This is a genomic window from Rhizocola hellebori (assembly GCF_016862955.1).
Taxonomy (GTDB): Bacteria; Actinomycetota; Actinomycetes; order Mycobacteriales; family Micromonosporaceae; genus Rhizocola; species Rhizocola hellebori.
On sequence record NZ_BONY01000206.1, the window covers coordinates 1 to 520 of the forward strand.

General features: G+C 67.3%; 1 pseudogene. It reads right to left on the reverse strand.

What is annotated here, in order from left to right:
• Positions 1 to 520, reverse strand: a pseudogene (locus Rhe02_RS49540) (hypothetical protein); the annotation flags it as partial.

The following is a 520-nucleotide window of genomic DNA, read 5'->3' on the forward strand; positions in this document are numbered from 1 at the left end:
TGCGGCCTGGTCCATCAAGAATGTGGGCTGCACGAACATGTGCCGGGAACAAGCCAGCACGACGACCAGCGCCCACACCTTGCGCCGCTTGCCGCCCACCGGATCGATCCATGTCCCGAGCAGCCCGTAATCGATCTGGGCCTCCTCACCAGCGGGCACCTCATCACGCAAGACCGTCACCTGCGCCCGGCGGGTCTCCTCCGGCACGGTCGCGGCCACCCACCGGCGGAACGACGCCACCGAAGCCGTAAGCCCGTGCTCGTCGCGTAGCCGCTGCCACACCGTGGCCTGGGTGACCCCCGCAGCCAGCTGCGCCTTGACGTACTCGGCGTGTCTGTCGATGTCCGGCCACGTCACCTGCCGCAACCGCGTGTTGGTCAACTCCGGGAACCAGCGGCTGATCAGCTCGGTCCACTCGTTGGGGCTCAACGGCTTGCTGCCCGGCTTCATCCCGGCGGCGATCGCAGGCTGCAGGTACTTGCGGATGGTTTTGCGGTCCACGCCAAGGCTGACCGACATT